This window comes from Bacillus sp. FSL K6-2944 (assembly GCF_038005385.1).
GTDB classification, from domain to species: domain Bacteria; phylum Bacillota; class Bacilli; order Bacillales; family Bacillaceae_G; genus Bacillus_A; species Bacillus_A cereus.
Genome location: NZ_JBBOTE010000001.1, coordinates 1,659,578 through 1,676,021, shown reverse-complemented (window position 1 = coordinate 1,676,021; position 16,444 = coordinate 1,659,578). Strand labels below are relative to the sequence as shown.

Below are 16,444 nucleotides of genomic sequence, written 5' to 3'. Positions count from 1 at the left end.
TTTATAAAGAGAACTTTTTATAATCTATTCGAAATTAAAGGAGGATACTCCTTTAATTTCAATAAACGTAATAAATAGGCGTATTATAAAACAAAGAAGTATGGATTCAATATTAGATCCATACTTCTTTGTTTATTTTATAAATTCGCAGATTGCGAATGCTGTTTTTCATAATGTTTCTGCTTAGAGAGGGAAATAGAAATAATCAATAATGAAACGACTCCGAAGATGAGAACCATATATTGTAACCCAATTGTATCTAAGAAGAAGCCTGTGCCAAGTAAGACGATTTGGAACATAACCCTCTCAAACATATTACGGAATGAGAAGAGGCGACCGTGATAACTTTTTTCCACTTTCGTTTGGAAAATCGTCGACATAATAGGGAAGAAGCAGCCAACACTAAACCCAAACAACCCAAATGATGTAAGAGCCATCCATTTTATATCGCTAAAGAACAATGACAGATGTGCAAAAGCAGTACAAACTGCGAAGAAATATAGTAATTTTTCAGGTTTGAAATGATCAGATAGACGTTTAATTACGAAGGCACCTATCATAAATGCGACACCTTCAATTGTATATATGAACCCTTTAATCGTAGGATCATGTTGCATTTCGCTAATGTTAATAACCATTAAATTAAACCCAGCTATAAATAATAGAGGGATGATACTTAATATAAGTGCTGTAAAAGCAATAGGAATTCCTTTTAAAATACGAAATACTTCCATAAAGCTATTATCTTTTGCAGCTTGTTTACTTGGTGTTGTTGATTTCTTGTCTTCGAATTGTAGGAAGAAAGTCGAGAGGAATAATAAGGCGTATGCTGCCATTGAGAAGGCATACATGTACTGTAAACTCATCACAACTAAAAGAATTCCACCTAGTGAAGTACCTGCAATACGAGCAATTGTACCAACATTCATATGTACACCGTTCATTTGTAATAACTCATGCTCACGTACGATGAGTGGAATTACAGATTGTAATGCAGGGAAATAAAATGCTGCTGAAATTTGAAGAGCAACCATAAATGCAATCATAAATGCGATACTTTCAAATTGAATAGCAAAAAACATGAAAATAACACTTAAAACTCGACCAAACCCAGCGTAAAGAAGAACTTTTTTCTTTTCATACTGATCGATGACACGGCCAGCCATAGGTCCAACTAGAACACCGGCTAATAGTCCGATAAATAATATAACTGATTTCATGAAATCAGAAGGGACATATTTTTGCATAAATTCAAGGTTGCCAAGAATACCAAGCCATAATCCTAGACCTGCAATAAACTCCCCAATTAAAACAATCCAAACGTTTTTATTACGCCACATAACATAAAACCTCTCCGTCTTTTAAAATGAAAAACGCGTATATAAAACCTCCTTATTTATGCAGTGTTTTTATACGAACTTTTTTAGAGTCAGAGTCTATATTACGTGTTTCATAAGTGGATTTCAATCTTTTTGATTTGTCAAAAATTTGATGTGTTAAGTGCTGAAATAAGTGAATCAAAACGTAAAAATTTTATGATTAAAGCTAATAGAAAGTAAGGATACATATAAAAAAGCAAGAACGTATAACTACGCCTCGCTTTTCTCAAGTACAAAACTAAATATTAGATTCACTTAGCAACATTTACGCTCTTGTCCAATAGCTAAAGCGCTAAAAGATAGAGGACCAACAACTTCTGCACTAGCACCACTAGTAAGGTTTTCTACAGTTAATGAATATTCGTGTGTTCCACTGCTAACGTTTTGATCTATAGCTTGAAATGTTTGTACGTAAAATTGTTCAGAATCTGTAGATTCAATACCTACTTGTGCATTAAAAATTTCAATATTATCACGGAAAATTCGGAATAAAACTTGTGAAGTCCCAGTTATTCCTTCTACACCAATTGTAGCGATTAATTCTACTCGATTATTACGTGAATCTCTACTTGAAATTCTCAATTTCAAATTTGCTAAAATTGCTTTATTTGGAGAAGCTGGGATTGCAAAAGTTGTTTCACCAGTTTTACTAATAGGTTGAGTAGCTTGGTAATCAATGATATGAGTCATATTCTTCACCTCCTTGTATGTTTAAGTTAGGTTTTTAGGAAAGGGATTTACCTATAAACCCAAGGGTATTTTAACTATTGTAAGATACTCTTACTTGTAGATAGAGTGTTGCCGTTCACCTCCCTGAATCGTTGTATTCGTCTTGGAGACTGGTACCTCTATCTAATAAGTAGTTTACGAATGAGTTGGATGTTGCTGACCGTTGGTCATTCTTCGTATCTCTAACAAGGCAGTAACGCTTATTAGATTAGAGGATGTACAACTATCTTATAGCTATAAAATAAGGAGTGAACCTCATGTACTATGTCGGAATTGATATTGCCAAATTTAAACACTATGCTTCCATCATTGATCAAACAGGAAAAGCACTAACTAGACCCATTTCGTTTCAAAATCATACGGATGGTGGAAATAAACTTTTAGCCTGGATACATCAATACGTGGATAACCCTACCGATGTATTAATTGGAATGGAGGCAACCGGACACTATTGGCTAGCCCTCTATTCGTTTCTTTTAGAAAAAGGGTTTTCAGTCATTGTATTAAATCCTCTTCAAACCAATGCTTGGAGAAAGGGAACAGAAATTCGAAAGCGTAAAACAGATTCCATTGATGCAACCTTAATTGCAGACGTAATTCGCTTTGGAAGATTTACAGAAACCGCTTTAGCTGATGAAACAATGCTGGCATTAAAACAACTAAGTCGTTTCAGATATTCGCTTGTACATAGCGTGAGTGATTTAAAACGAAAAGCCATTGTGGTATTAGATCAAACATTTCCGGAATACCATACGGTATTCTCTGATATTTTTGGAAAAACATCCTCCGAAATTTTAATGGAATATACCACTCCCAGCGATTTTGAAAATGTCTCAATTGAACAACTAACTGAACTTATGGAAAAAGCTAGTCGGAAAAGAATTGGCGAAAATAAGGCGAAACAACTCCTACAAATCGCGTCCCAGTCCTTTGGTGTAAGATTTTGTAAAGATGCTTTTTCATTTCAATTAAAAATGTTACTCGAACAAATCAAATTTATTGAAGAGCAAATTAAGCATTGTGAACACCAGATGGGAGAGTATTTAGTTGAACTGGACACCCCTATCACAACCATACCTGGGATTGGCCCCATTTTAGGTGCCACAATTCTAAGTGAAATTGGTAATATTCATCGTTTTGATAAACCAGCTAAGCTTGTTGCCTATGCAGGAATTGATGCTTCCATTTCACAATCTGGGCAATATGAAGCATCAAAAGGTAGCATGTCTAAACGTGGCTCTTCACACTTACGACGTGCCTTATTTCAAGCTGCCATATCCGCCTATCGATGTGACCCAGTGTTACAAGCGTTTTATAAAAAAAAGAAAGCACAAGGAAAGCATTATTATGTTTGTATTGGCGCAGTAGCTAGGAAATTGTGTTACATTATTTATGCCATTTTAAAAAGTAATAAACCATATGAAATTCCACCACATATAGAATAAGTTATATACCACTCTCTATTTTTTCAGCCTTTCGATAAAGGCTTATTTCCTATGCTTTTTAAATTGAATACCCATATTTTCACTTTAATTTACAGTTGACTTTTCATAGTTGGTCTCATATACTAGAATATGAAAATAGTGAAGAATTAGCTTGGACAAATACTAGATTATTTAATAGAGTCAACAACAATTATTGAAAAGAAGAAATTCACATAAAAGCATTAAGAATATATCACAATAAGATGATATTTTTCTTAATGCTTTTTGTAATTAAGCAGAGTATTCTTCTTTACGTACTTCAAAAAATTCATTACGTCGTAAGTAATTATAAATTTTCTCTGAAACCTCTTCTTCTTCAGACACCAAGAAACGATGGTCAAAAGCGTAGAAAGATTGACCTTTAATTAATTTTACGTAATACATATTAAACGCCTCCTGACACTAGATTATTACTTGCTTCATATTTATGATGGCCTATATGTCTGCTAAAAATACTTGGAGTTTCAAAGGGGATAAGCAGAGGGATGAAAGAGCTTACAATTCTGTAAGGTTTATGTCACCTTTTTCGATAGTTTACATTCGCTAATTTCTTCTATACTACAAATAAGTTACATAAAATAAGGGGGTAAAAAGATGGATGAAGTAATTGGAGAAGTTGTAGCAGGTATTTGTGAATTTGTAGTAGAAGTAACAGCGGATGCTATAGGAAATTTAGTTTCCGGAAATGATGAGGAAAAAGAAACATTATAATAATTTGTAAAAGAATAAAGTTGATCGAATTATAAAGGCTGATTTCTAAAGGGGATTCAGCTTTTTTATTTTTTACATTATATTAACTTAATTTGAATATTCATTTGTTATCATATTTAAGAAGCCTATATAAGGAGGTGAATAAACAAATATGTCGAATTCAGGGCCTGATTTATCTGTTTCTCGTTTGATTGTGGTAAATATAGAGGAAAAAGAATATCATTTTATTGTTCGTGAACATCCGATTGTAGGGAAATTTATATCGCTATTTGAAAATGGAAAAGAATATGGTTTAATAGATAAACAAATCGCTAATAAAGATAAATTTATTACATCGGAGCTTACTAAGTTAGATTATTTTAATATAGATGTTTTATATCTTACACCTGGGTGGATATGGATTGGTATGGATCAATTTGGTTTACATGCTCGTGAGGCTACTTATAACGAAGTAGATGTTATTATGAAGTTGAAAGAGGATTTATATTATATAGATATATATGAAGAAATAAAAATGTAGTAAATATTTAGTCAGGTTAGGGGGCAAGTTCCCGTAGCCTTTTTTGTTTAATGGAAGAACGTATAATCATATTATTTTGATTATAAGGGAACGTGATGAGAAGTGAGATGAAAAGAGGATTTGAAAATACATGAAGAGAATTGTAATAATTATATGAGTCGTATATGTAAATAACAATAGAAAGAAGATGATAATATGAGTAAAGAAGAGCTTGTGAAAAAACAGTTTGGCAGTAATGCAGATAAATATGTAAATAGTAAAATACATGCTAAAGGACTGGATTTACAATATGTAGTTCAACAAGTTGAGTCTCGTCATAATAATCGTCTTCTTGATGTTGCTACTGGTGGCGGACATGTGGCAAATATGTTAGCACCCATGTTTGAAGAAGTAGTTGCACTTGATTTAACAGAACAGATGTTAGAAAAAGCAAAAGTTTTTATAAAGCAGAATGGGCATGAAAATGTATCTTTTGTAGCAGGAAACGCAGAGGATTTACCATTTGCAGACCATTTTTTTGATACAATCACATGCCGGATTGCAGCCCATCATTTTACGAATCCGGCTCAATTTATTTATGAAGTAAATCGTACATTGAAGGATAATGGATTATTCATCTTAATAGATAATGTTTCGCCAGAAAATAATGAATATGATACATTTTATAATTTTATAGAAAAAAAGCGAGACCCAAGTCATGAACGAGCTCTAAAAAAGACAGAATGGCTTACTTTATTAGAAAAAAACGGTTTGCAAATGCAGTCATGTCTTACTTTTGATAAGAAGTTTGATTTTGACTGGTGGTGTAATATGATGGATGTCCCTTTACAAAAGCGTGAAAAATTAACAGAATGTATGATGAAAGCACCAAACGAAATGAAGGGATATTTTAATATTCAATTTAAAAATAATAAAGTAGAATCGTTCTATACTGAAATGGCTATGTTTATATGTAAAAAAAGTACAACGTTAAAAAGATAAATGTGTTGCAGTCTTTCTGAAGTACGATATACTTAGTACAGAGAAACTGAGAATTGAGGAATAGTTATAATGATTCGTGTACGCATTGAAGGTACTGAGGAAGAAATACTTGAATTTATGGGGAAAATGCCAGACATTCCTGGATTTGAAAAGACACATATGAGAGAGCCGAGAAAAGGAAATAACCCGAAATACGATTCAAGTAAAAATGTACTTGCATATTTGTCTTATAAAAAGATTGAAGTCGCCAATAAATAGGCGACTTTTTTAGTTTGCGCTGTTTCACCGCCTTGTCTTTTTCACATAATAATAATAGTAGATTATGCTGAAGAGGGGTGAGAATAGTTAATAAGAAAATTATCTTTTTTGGAGACTTTGGTATTGATGACGCCGTAGCGTTAATTTATGCAAATAAAACATGTAAATTAGATATTCTAGGTATTGTTGCTGAGTACGGGAATGTATCACGAGATATCGTTACGGAAAATGTTTATTTTTTAGAAAGGTACTATGCTACACAAGTGAAAATTATTGAAGGTGCGAGTAGACCGATGACAGCTGAAGAGCCTTTGTTTTTCCCTGAAATCCACGGGGATCACGGTTTAGGTCCTATTATTCCACCTGAGATGAGAATTTGTAAACGAGAAAATTTTTGTGAATTAATCAAATTAATCGAACCTTGTCCAGAAGATATTATAATTGTGGCGACAGGGAGACTAACGACGCTTGCTACGTTATTTTTATTGTATCCAAATATAATGGATCGTATTTGTTCGTATTATATAATGGGCGGCGCTTTCCTATTTCCAGGTAATGTTACACCAGTATCTGAAGCGAATTTTTATGGTGATCCAATTGCAGCAAATATTGTTATGAAATATGCGAAAAACGCTAGCATATACCCGTTAAATGTAACACAGGGCGCGCTTATTACGCCTGAAATGGCCAAAATAATAGATAAACAAGGAACTGGACAGGCGAAACTCATTAAACCAATGATTGATTTTTATTATGAGAATTTCTATAAAAAAGAATATCCGGGTATTGGTGGAAGTCCTATACACGATTTACTACCGTTTATCTCGTTTATAAATGACAGTATTTTCGAATATAAAAAATCGGCAGTGTGGATTAGTACGACAAATGATGTGACTAGGGGCCAAAGTGTAGCAGACTTTAGAAAAATAGCTGAGCCAACAAGGTTTGATGATCGGCCGATTCAAAGAATTGCTGTTGGTTTTAACTATGCAGCTTTTAAAGAAGAGTTTATGCGAACAATATTGAAGCTAGATTGTTCTTAATGTGTGTAATAACAAGTCGGATAAATCGTTAGTTCAAAAAAAGGTTTAATCTGTGTGTATTATTCTCAAAAATCTTAAAGTTGAACAACATGAATAACTTATGAAAAATGTCACATAACTAATGGTAAGCAATTGTTTCTAATTATATTTTGATTGGTGAAATGTAAAGGAGGTTATTATATGATTTGGTCTTTAATCGTCGGTGGTATATTAGGATGGCTTGCGAGCTTAATTACTGGAAAGGACGTACCTGGTGGTGTAATTGGTAATATTATTGCTGGTATTATCGGTTCTTGGGTTGGTTCGAAATTACTTGGTAGTTTTGGTCCAGTCATTGGGGGATATGCAATTATTCCAGCTTTAATCGGTGCGATCATTTTAATTTTCATCGTAAGCTTCTTATTACGAGCAATGCGAAAATGAATGTAAGGACTGTTTACATTTGTAAGCAGTCCTTTTTATATGTTATGCTAGTATTATACAATCAGGAGGTGTCAGCATTGAAATCATTTACAGTAAATTTCCATCAAGAAGATAATGCAAAAGCGACAACAGTACATAAATTAAGTGAAGAGGACTTCAATAAAGCAACTGAAAAAGGTACTCGTCATTTATTTGATTTAGATACAAACGTTGGCTTCTTCGTATTCTTTGATGCAGAAGATGCAGAAGGAAATGATCAATACTTAATGTTACAATATGAAGGGGATCATGAAGAACCAACTGCATGCTACGGATTTGATTTAAAACTATACTATCAATTTTTAGCACTATACTTAAACGATCTTGAATTCCAAGGCGAAACAGATGAGGAAGAGGAAGAATACGGTCCAATTCATCATTTAGCGCATTTACTTTATCATATTGTTGAAGATGGTAAATCAATTGAAGTGTAATATACATATTTGAAGCTGCTCTTTTTGGGCAGCTTTTTTATATGACATTGAAATGGTGTACTGTAAGCTAAATAAGGTGAAATTTTAATCAGTGGGGGTTTTGTTCATTCCCACTGATTATCAGTTCTCACCAATTTAGCTTTTACGGGCAGCAGGGCCCCCACCTAACTTCTTTGTTTCCGCTGAATTTTGAGGTGGGGATCTTACTGCCCGGCAAATAGCGGGATAAATTAATAATAGAAATTTATTTATTACTTTCATGTTAGCGTCGTAAAACACCTGTTATAATGATTGTAATTAAATTCTTGGAGGCTAATTCTATGCTTGTAGATGTAAAAGCTTTTATTAAAGCTGCAGGTTTAATATGTATTTCATCATTAAGTGGAGATAACACGTTTGCTTATAATTTTGAAACAGTAAAAAACACTATCGCTACATTTTTTAAGAAGCTAAGATTTACCGTTTAATTTCATTTCAACCAGTAGGAAAAGAGTAATCACTTCCTACTGGTTTTTTTGTTTCAAGGAGCTGTTGTGACAGCATGTTTTAAGTTATAGATAGAGGATATTATCATCGAGAAGAGAAGGTTTAAAGAAGGAGATGAATACGATGATTAACAATATAATTCCAAGTTTTTTAAAATTATGGGAAAGTGACGATTTAGAATTAGAAGTCCTTAATTAATACTATACTTCGCATCCGGTTGATTATCGAAATGAATAAAATACAATAGGGGGTAAAAATGATGAAAGTATATTTCAAAATAGTTATGTTATTTCTTGCTTTTACATGCACATTTGCATTAGCAGCATGTAAAGGGACAGACGAAAAAAAGGAAGCAAATCCAGCCTCGGAAAATCATAAAAATGAACAAAGCAATTCTTCAGAAGAAAAGAAAAATCTTGAAGCAAAACCAAGTAATGAAAAAACAACAAAACCATCAGCTGAGCAAGATTCGAAAGATAGAACACTTAATCAAAAATCAATTAACCACGTTAAAGATTTGTTTGAACTAGCAAAAGAAGGAAAGGTACCTAATGTGCCATTTGGAGCCCATACAGGGGATATTGAAGAAATTGAAAAAGCGTGGGGGAAAGCAAATAAAACCGAATATGCAGGGAATGGAATGTACGCAAATTTTACAAATAAAAATGTTGTTTTCGGATTTAATAAAGGGTCACAAGTTTTTGATGTACGCTCATATCATGCAGAACTAAAATTGATTACATTACAAGAAATTGAAAAAGCATTAGGAAAACCATCTTCAGTTAAAGAGAATGGTGAAGATAAAATATATGTATACAAAGTAAATAACCAGTATGAATTGAAATTTGTCATTCCAAAATCGACTGGTAAGGTCGATCATATTTCCGTATTTTCGCCAGAGGATAGTATTAATAAAATGGCAGGATAAGAAATTAAGTGATTTCAAAAACACCTCACTTTCTTGAAGTGAGGTGTTTTTAGTTGTAAACAAGGAACGTCTCCTGTCATATAAAACATACTTTCATATGCGAAATACTTCACTTTTATTTTTTAGCATTTATCCAATAAGAAATGTTGATCTACTGAAAAAGTAGTAACCTATAAATTATGTGTAGGATGGTTCACGATTTTTTTACGTTCCAAACTTTGAACAAATAGCGCTTGAACAATACCTCCAACTAATAAGAAGCTAGCACAAATATAAAACAGCATACTTCCATTTAACTTACTTAATATAACTGCACCAATAACTGGTCCACACGTTCGAGATATATCCCAGTGTATACCGTAAATTGAAAAATATAAACCACGTTTATCATGAGGTGCAATTTCTGAAACGAATCGTAATAAATGGTTTAGAGCAATACTTTCTCCAATGACTAAAAAGAGTAAGGTGAAGAATAACGACAATATCGTCGTTGAATAACTAAAGCCAACTGCAGCTATTGTATAGCAGGCGTAAGAAATAAGGATGATTTTCGCCATAGAAAATCGTTCAGACCATTTTACGAGGAAGATTTGTAGAATGATTTCCAAAATGGCTTTGCATGTTGAAATAAATGCGAGTATGAATACGAGATTAGGAAATACATGTTCTGCAAAAATACGATAATTCGTCTCAGTTTGTGCATAAAAAAAGCTAATAGGAAGTGTAGAAACCATAAGACCGAATATGGCGTAATGTTTAAAAACAAATTGCTTTGGTGAACTTGCCTCAACTGTTTGTTTCGACTTACTTATAGGTGGAACAGTTTCTGGGAGCTGGGTCCAAACAACAACAGCATATATCGTAAGAGTTACACTTTGCACGATAAATAAATATTCTGGGTGAGTATTATAAAAACTTGCACCGATTAAAGGGCCGACTACGGATCCGATTGCTCCCATCGTTTGTAGGAGAGCAAAAATCTCTGCTTGCTGCTCTTGTTTTGTTAAATCAGCAATTTGTGCACGCTGAGCTGGAATGTATAAGGAACGGCCAATACCATTAATGACATATAACAGTGCAAATATAAAAACGGATTGAGCGAAAACGAAACTACCGATTGCAACACCTTGTAGTAATAATCCGAGTAACATAATCTTTTTTCGGCCATATTTATCAGTAATTCCTCCAGCAATAAGTGTAAATAAAATGTCTGAAAGTGGCTGCAGTCCGAAAATCAGCATAGTTATTATTACATTGCCGTTTAACATTTTATTGACGTAAATAATCATAATGAGAGCTAACATAGATTCAGTCGTTCGGGTTAATAATTCACCGCACAGTCTAATAAAAATAGGTTTATTGTAACGAAGTAAGAGATACTTCAATATTAATTCCTCCTTTCTATATTGAAATGATAAGATGAAAGGAGAGTTGGAAAAAGGGTAGAAACAATAGGGAGTATTTTTCACCTTTTAGGGGGAGTATGATGTTTATTTTAGATCAATACATTGAACTATGGATTGCTTATGGAAAAGGGAAAAAAGAGGGAGAACGATTGGAAGTAACAGTGCAAAATATATCTAGAACACTATTTTGTACAGAGCGTAATAGTAAATTAATTATAAAAAAATTAGATGAGTTAAATTGGATTAAGTGGTTTCCAGGTCGCGGCAGAGGAAATCGTTCTAAGTTAATATTTCAAAAGCACCCGATGTCTTTAATTTTAGATAGAGGAAAAGAAATAACGAAAAAAGGGGATGTGAAAAGCGGAAGCATATTTGTGGAACGCTATAGCTCACATTTTCCATCGGTAAAGGGAGAATATCACTCCTGGGTGGATTCAATATTTGGTCATAAGGTTGAAATGACATCTGAAGGGAGAAGAGATGTACTCCGGTTGCAAGTACAAATGAATTTAGATATCACATTAGATCCTGTATACGCTACAATGCGTTCAGAATGCCATATGGTAAAACATATATTCGACACACTCGTGTATGTAGACGGTAATACAAACATTATAGAGCCAAGACTTGCATTTCACTGGGAATATAATGACGCTGAAAAAATATGGACGTTTTACTTACGAAAAGGAGTTCACTTTCATAATGGAAAACAACTTACTGCACATGATGTTATATACTCGTTGAATCGATTTATGCAGCTGGAAAATAATGCACATGCATGGATGTTACAACACGTTGAAAATATCCGTTCAGTGGATGACTACGTTTTCGAAATTCAATTACATACGGAAAATCGAATGTTTTTACATATGCTAAGTGCAGAACAGTGTTCTATCGTGAATGAAGATGAAGCAGGAGGGTTAATTGGAACAGGGCCTTTTCAATTATATAAAAGTAATGAAAATCTGTTCATTTTAGAAGGACATCCTTTATATTTTCGTGAAAGACCTTTTTTAGATCGTATTGAGTTGTGGAATGTAGAACAAGGTGTAAGTACATACGATGTTTTAGTAAAGGCGCAGTATAAAGATAAAGAAAAATATAATAAAGAATTGTCTCGGCTTGAGTCGAACGTGACATATATAACATGTAATCTTACGAAAGAAGGACCAATGCAAGATGCGTTATTTCGGAAAGCGTTATATCAAATCATTCATGGTTATACAATCGTTCAAGAACTCGGCGGAGAACGTGGAGAAGTGGCAAAGAAACTAATATTAGCAAATGAAAGCATAGTAGATATTGACGAAGATATCGAAAGTTTAATTAAAAGGAGTACTTATCATAGTGAAGTGCTACAACTCTACACATTTACAGGACGAGATCATGTTGAAGATGCACAATGGATACAAAAAGAGTGTGCGAAGTACGGGATTCGTGTAGAAAATAATTTTCTTGAGATAGAAGAGCTATTGGAAGTAAGTACGATACAAAAGGCCGATATGATGCATGATAGTGCCACAATAAGTGAACGAATAGAAGATAGTTTATTATATATGTTTCTTACAAAAAATAGTTTTATTCATGGACAAAGCAGCATGGACTTTCATGAAAAGTTGTCTCCTTATTTTAGACAAGAAGAATTAGAGAAAAGAGTTACACTGTTACGCGATATCGAGGATACTTTGTTACGTCAAATTCATATTATTCCTTTATATCGTAATAAACAAGAGGTAAGTACACATGAAAAAGTTCAAAATATAATGATTAATTCACAAGGTTGGATTGATTTTTATAATATTTGGTTTAAATCTTGATATATAAGGGCTTTTGCACATTTTCATAAGATGTGTAAGAGCCTTTTTGTATGTGAGAATAGGTTTGTTTTACACATTGTTACGCTACTTGTGATAAAAGTCTATTTACAGCGTAACAGTGTTATGTTACATTGTTATCAGGAAGGAGTGTTATACAGTTGAGTACAGATTTAATTTCAAAAAAAGATTTATTAGAACTAACTGGTATTTCATACGGACAGTTATATAGGTGGAAAAGAAAAAATTTAATTCCGGAAGATTGGTTTGTACGAAAATCAACGTTTACAGGTCAAGAGACATTTTTTCCGAAAGAAAAGATATTAGAGCGTATCGATAAAATCCAAACGATGAAAGAGGATTTATCACTTGATGAACTAGCGAACATGTTTTCACCGAGTGTGAGAGAAATTCTTTTAACAAAGGAAGAGATTTTACGCAAGGGGATTGCATCAGAACCAGTTTTACAATTTTTCATAGAACAAACGAATAAAACAGCAGAGTTTCAATTTGTAGACATTCTTTATGTGTACATGTTAGAAGAATTACTACAATCAGGAGAGATTAGTTTAGAAGAAGGAAAAATGGTCTTGCAAGTTTTACGTGAAAATTATGAAGCAATGAAACATAAAACTTGTGACTTAATCATTGTCCGAAAGTTAGGTATTTCTACATGTTTATTAGTTTCAAACGTGGACGATTTAATTTTTGAAAAAGGCACCAAAATCGTTTTACGCGAAGCGATTATGAAATATACCGAAGCATTAAAAACTAAATTGTTGTAGTGGAGGAGAAAGTATGCGTACAGATAATTTGATTATAAATGGTTACGGTTCATCGAATGGTGGCGAGTTTCATAAAGTGCAATTAAACGGAAAAGGAACTGTGAATGGAAATGTTGAATGTGAGCAATTTGAATGTAACGGTTACGGTGCAGTTACTGGCGATTTGAAAAGTAGCAGTGCACGAATTAGCGGATCTGGTAAAGTTGATGGCACAGTTCATGCTGAAACGATGCGAATTGATGGAAAAGCAACAATTACGCAAAATGTAAAAGCAAACAGTTTGAAAATTGCAGGAAAAGGTACGATAGGTGGAAATGTCACTGGTGAAGAATTTAAAGTCAATGGTCAAGCTACAATTGACGGTAATTGTGAAGTGGATACTTTTTCTTCAGAAGGACAATTTACAATCGGTGGTTTATTAAGCGCAGATGAAATTAATATAAATATTCACGGTACATGTCGAGCGAAAGAAATTGGTGGTCAAACGATTAAAGTAAGACATAGATCAGGTACATTTAGTAGGCTATTTAAAACAGTATTTGGCTTGCAGTTAGAAGCTGAACTATTAGAAGGTGACAATATCGATATTGATTATGCTCACATAAGAACGGTAAGAGGAAACAATGTTACAGTAGGAGCAAACTGTGAGATTGAACTGATTGAATATACGGGTGTTCTTACTGTTGATAAAAATGCAAATGTAAAAGAAATTAAGCAGGTTTAACGGAAGGGAGAAATCAATATGGAACATCCACATAGTCTCACAGTAAATGGTTCTGGTAATTCAGCAGGCGGAGATTATAATAAAGTGAAGATTCGCGGTGAAGGAACAATTACGAATGATATGAGTTGCAATGAGTTTAAAACGTACGGAACGAGTGATGTACGCGGTAATGTGAAAGTGAAAAACTATGTCGTGTATGGAGATAACGAAGTACAAGGAAATGTAGATGCGGAATATGTAAAAGTATATGGTAATACACAAATTCATGGTGATGCTCATATTGAAAAAACAAAAGTTAGAGGTATGATAGATATTGCAGGAAAGTTTTCAGGTGATTTCGTAGATGTAAAAGGTGCTTTAAATGTGAAGGGAGATATTGAAATAGAAGATTTATCATTAACTGGTGGTCTTGAAAGTGCTGGATTACTTAATGCTGAAAATATTCAAATCTCACTTCGTTATGAAGGCAGTAAGGTAAGAGAAATTGGTGGCAAAAAGATTACTGTTCGTAAAAAAACGAGATTTATTCCTTTTACTAGTCATGCTGGAAACCTCCAAACTTCGATTGTTGAAGGAGATGATATCTATTTAGAACATACGATTGCTGAAGTTGTAAGAGGCAACAACGTCACAATTGGTCCTGGATGTGAAATTAGTGTTGTAGAATATCATACTAGTTTTAATCAAAAAGGTAATGCAGTCGTAAAAGAACATAAACAAATATAAGTAGTATGAGGGAGAGCAAGAGATATGGTTGAGAAGAATAATAAGCTCGGCTTTGTTGTGGCGGGCTTATTGCTAGGTATTTTAATGGCATCGATGGATAATACCATTGTCGTAACGGCGATGGGAACAATCGTTGGTGACTTAGGAGGCCTCGAAAACTTTGTATGGGTCGTTTCTGCCTATATGGTCGCAGAAATGGCAGGCATGCCGATTTTCGGTAAGCTATCAGATATGTATGGTAGAAAGAGATTCTTTATTTTCGGTTTAATTGTCTTTATGATTGGTTCGGCACTTTGTGGTACTGCTGAAAATATTACACAGTTAGGTATTTATCGTGCCATTCAAGGTATTGGCGGCGGGGCATTAGTGCCAATTGCGTTTACTATCGTTTTTGATATTTTCCCACCTGAAAAACGCGGGAAAATGGGTGGCTTATTCGGAGCGGTATTTGGATTATCTAGTATTTTCGGGCCATTACTTGGCGCATATATTACCGATTACATTAGCTGGCACTGGGTATTTTATATTAACTTACCACTTGGCATTTTAGCACTTATTTTTATTACATTCTTTTATAAAGAATCACGCGTTCATAGAAAGCAAAAGATTGATTGGTTTGGTGCAATTACTTTAGTTGGTGCAGTAATTTGTTTAATGTTTGCTTTAGAACTAGGTGGACAAAAATATGATTGGGATTCTAGCTTTATTTTAAGCTTATTTGGTGGATTCGCCATTTTAATCATCGCATTCATTTTTATTGAACGAAAAGTAGAAGAACCAATTATTTCATTTGAGATGTTTAAGCAGCGCTTATTCGGAATGAGTACAATTATTGCTTTATGTTACGGTGCTGCATTTATGTCAGCAACTGTGTACATTCCGTTATTTATTCAAGGTGTATACGGTGGTACCGCAACAAACTCAGGATTATTACTTTTACCGATGATGTTAGGATCAGTCGTAACAGCGCAGTTAGGCGGATTTTTAACAACTAAACTTAGCTACCGAAACATTATGATTATTTCTGCGGTTATTATGCTAATTGGACTATTCTTATTAAGCACGTTAACACCAGAAACAAGTCGTGTATTATTAACAGTTTATATGATTATTATCGGATTTGGAGTCGGTTTCTCATTCTCTGTACTAAGTATGGCAGCTATTCACAACTTCGGTATGGAACAGCGCGGGTCTGCGACTTCAACGAGTAACTTCATTCGTTCGTTAGGAATGACACTAGGCATTACAATCTTCGGAATGATCCAAAGAACAGGTTTCCAAGATCAATTAGAAGAAGCATTTAAAGGGATGAGCGGGGGAATGAATACAAACGCTTTAGGGGATTCAAGAGCTATTCTATCAGAATCAGCAAGATCTCAAATCCCTTCGCAAATATTAGATAAGATTATTGACGCTCTTTCTAGTTCAATTGTTCAAACATTCATGTGGGCATTGGTACCAGCTGGATTAGCATTCATATTCATTTTCTTTATGGGAAATGAGCGCATGGTAATTAAGAAACAACAAACGAATAAAAAGAGTGAAACATCAAAAGCGTAATGAAAAAGCTCCTT

Annotated in this window: 18 protein-coding genes; 14 read left to right on the top strand and 4 right to left on the bottom strand. The window is 33.9% G+C overall.

Translation table 11 applies throughout. The annotated features are described in order from the left end of the window. Window positions 1–137: 137 nt before the first annotated feature. Entirely contained in the window at window positions 138–1,340 is a 1,203-nt protein-coding gene (locus tag MHH55_RS08515; RefSeq protein ID WP_000269258.1) for an MFS transporter, read from the bottom strand. Window positions 1,341–1,634: 294 nt separating this feature from the next. Next, window positions 1,635–2,069: an exosporium protein ExsC gene (exsC, locus tag MHH55_RS08510; protein WP_000148799.1), complete on the bottom strand. Its 435-nt coding sequence runs from the start codon at window positions 2,067–2,069 to the stop codon at window positions 1,635–1,637. Between the two features lie 296 nt (window positions 2,070–2,365). Here exsC and MHH55_RS08505 point away from each other — a divergent pair, with 296 nt between their 5' ends. Next, window positions 2,366–3,553 carry an IS110 family transposase gene (locus MHH55_RS08505; RefSeq protein ID WP_078187060.1) on the top strand — a complete coding sequence of 396 codons (1,188 nt, stop codon included), beginning with the start codon at window positions 2,366–2,368 and terminating at the stop codon, window positions 3,551–3,553. A 270-nt stretch (window positions 3,554–3,823) separates the two neighbouring features. On the opposite strand, the gene MHH55_RS08500 is transcribed toward MHH55_RS08505, so the two are convergent. Then, window positions 3,824–3,976: a YqbF domain-containing protein gene (locus MHH55_RS08500; protein ID WP_000291905.1), complete on the bottom strand. Its 153-nt coding sequence runs from the start codon at window positions 3,974–3,976 to the stop codon at window positions 3,824–3,826. A 478-nt stretch (window positions 3,977–4,454) separates the two neighbouring features. Between MHH55_RS08500 and MHH55_RS08495 the strand changes: the two genes are divergently transcribed. The 8 genes from MHH55_RS08495 (at window position 4,455) to MHH55_RS08460 (ending at window position 9,415) form a co-directional block, all read left to right on the top strand. Then, window positions 4,455–4,823 carry a hypothetical protein gene (locus MHH55_RS08495; RefSeq protein WP_000071478.1) on the top strand — a complete coding sequence of 123 codons (369 nt, stop codon included), beginning with the start codon at window positions 4,455–4,457 and terminating at the stop codon, window positions 4,821–4,823. Window positions 4,824–5,018: 195 nt separating this feature from the next. Further along, window positions 5,019–5,804 (top strand): class I SAM-dependent methyltransferase, encoded by a 786-nt coding sequence (locus MHH55_RS08490; protein ID WP_075677168.1) that lies wholly within the window; start codon window positions 5,019–5,021, stop codon window positions 5,802–5,804. 69 nt (window positions 5,805–5,873) lie between these two features. Continuing rightward, on the top strand, window positions 5,874–6,062 hold the full coding sequence (locus tag MHH55_RS08485) for a YvzF family protein (protein WP_078187061.1): 189 nt from the start codon (window positions 5,874–5,876) through the stop codon (window positions 6,060–6,062). A 77-nt stretch (window positions 6,063–6,139) separates the two neighbouring features. Continuing rightward, window positions 6,140–7,105: a nucleoside hydrolase gene (locus tag MHH55_RS08480; protein WP_078187062.1), complete on the top strand. Its 966-nt coding sequence runs from the start codon at window positions 6,140–6,142 to the stop codon at window positions 7,103–7,105. A 180-nt stretch (window positions 7,106–7,285) separates the two neighbouring features. Further along, a complete protein-coding gene (locus tag MHH55_RS08475) occupies window positions 7,286–7,528 on the top strand; it encodes a GlsB/YeaQ/YmgE family stress response membrane protein (RefSeq protein ID WP_000638306.1) in 243 nt (80 codons plus the stop codon). 77 nt (window positions 7,529–7,605) lie between these two features. Further along, entirely contained in the window at window positions 7,606–8,001 is a 396-nt protein-coding gene (locus tag MHH55_RS08470; protein WP_000834883.1) for a hypothetical protein, read from the top strand. A 320-nt stretch (window positions 8,002–8,321) separates the two neighbouring features. Continuing rightward, window positions 8,322–8,468 carry a chorismate mutase gene (locus MHH55_RS08465; RefSeq protein ID WP_078187063.1) on the top strand — a complete coding sequence of 49 codons (147 nt, stop codon included), beginning with the start codon at window positions 8,322–8,324 and terminating at the stop codon, window positions 8,466–8,468. Between the two features lie 275 nt (window positions 8,469–8,743). After that, the gene (locus MHH55_RS08460) at window positions 8,744–9,415 is read left to right on the top strand and encodes a DUF4309 domain-containing protein (RefSeq protein ID WP_139362476.1); all 672 of its coding nucleotides are present in this window, start codon (window positions 8,744–8,746) and stop codon (window positions 9,413–9,415) included. A gap of 170 nt (window positions 9,416–9,585) precedes the next feature. Here the strand turns inward: MHH55_RS08460 and MHH55_RS08455 are convergent, their stop codons facing one another. Next, on the bottom strand, window positions 9,586–10,800 hold the full coding sequence (locus MHH55_RS08455; RefSeq protein ID WP_078187065.1) for an MDR family MFS transporter: 1,215 nt from the start codon (window positions 10,798–10,800) through the stop codon (window positions 9,586–9,588). 101 nt (window positions 10,801–10,901) lie between these two features. Here MHH55_RS08455 and MHH55_RS08450 point away from each other — a divergent pair, with 101 nt between their 5' ends. From MHH55_RS08450 to MHH55_RS08430, 5 genes are all read left to right on the top strand, one after another. Continuing rightward, window positions 10,902–12,638 (top strand): ABC transporter substrate-binding protein, encoded by a 1,737-nt coding sequence (locus MHH55_RS08450; protein ID WP_078187066.1) that lies wholly within the window; start codon window positions 10,902–10,904, stop codon window positions 12,636–12,638. Window positions 12,639–12,796: 158 nt separating this feature from the next. After that, entirely contained in the window at window positions 12,797–13,420 is a 624-nt protein-coding gene (locus MHH55_RS08445) for a YhbD family protein (protein WP_000102257.1), read from the top strand. Between the two features lie 13 nt (window positions 13,421–13,433). Next, on the top strand, window positions 13,434–14,144 hold the full coding sequence (locus MHH55_RS08440) for a bactofilin family protein (RefSeq protein ID WP_001258384.1): 711 nt from the start codon (window positions 13,434–13,436) through the stop codon (window positions 14,142–14,144). Between the two features lie 18 nt (window positions 14,145–14,162). After that, complete coding sequence (locus MHH55_RS08435; RefSeq protein ID WP_017673238.1) at window positions 14,163–14,870, top strand: hypothetical protein; 708 nt, start codon at window positions 14,163–14,165, stop codon at window positions 14,868–14,870. Window positions 14,871–14,894: 24 nt separating this feature from the next. Then, on the top strand, window positions 14,895–16,430 hold the full coding sequence (locus tag MHH55_RS08430) for an MDR family MFS transporter (RefSeq protein WP_078187067.1): 1,536 nt from the start codon (window positions 14,895–14,897) through the stop codon (window positions 16,428–16,430). Window positions 16,431–16,444: the final 14 nt, after the last annotated feature.